Below are 445 nucleotides of genomic sequence, written 5' to 3'. Positions count from 1 at the left end.
AATATCAATGCCTGTGTAAGCGTTCAGTTGTTTCGCATTTTGAAAGCGGCGGATGTCACCAATCTCTCCAATTAATCTGCACGCCGTTGAATCGCCAATCCCGGGAATCGAACGAAATACTAGATATTCTTTTCGTCCTTCTGACAATTCCACCATCTGTTTCACAAGCGTATCTTTCTTCTCTAGTAAATCCGCAATGCGAGCTGCGTAATCTCGTGCTTGATCACAACGAATATCTGTGGGTTTAATCGCTGGGTAACTATTTTCAGCTGCTTCTAATAATGTAATAGCTTTAGCCTCCGCACGCATTAGCGATAGGTTTTTTCGCGTATTGACCTTTAAACGATTTTTAATAATCGTTTTTGAATGGGCCTGTAAAAGTGCGGGATGCGGATATAGTTGTACAATATTTAAAAATAGTGCTGAACTCGGTGTAATCAGCTTT

1 protein-coding gene is annotated in these 445 nt (G+C 40.7%); it reads right to left on the bottom strand.

Going from position 1 to position 445, the window contains the following annotated elements; all coding sequences use genetic code 11:
• Nucleotides 1-445, bottom strand: a 445-nt coding sequence (locus ABNX05_RS26095; protein WP_349662345.1) for a transposase, incomplete at both ends; no start/stop codon positions are given.

Source organism: Lysinibacillus zambalensis, from assembly GCF_040183165.1.
Lineage (GTDB): Bacteria > Bacillota > Bacilli > Bacillales_A > Planococcaceae > Lysinibacillus > Lysinibacillus zambalensis.
The sequence above is the reverse complement of the archived record's forward strand: the minus strand, read 5'-3'. Positions and strand labels throughout refer to the sequence as shown.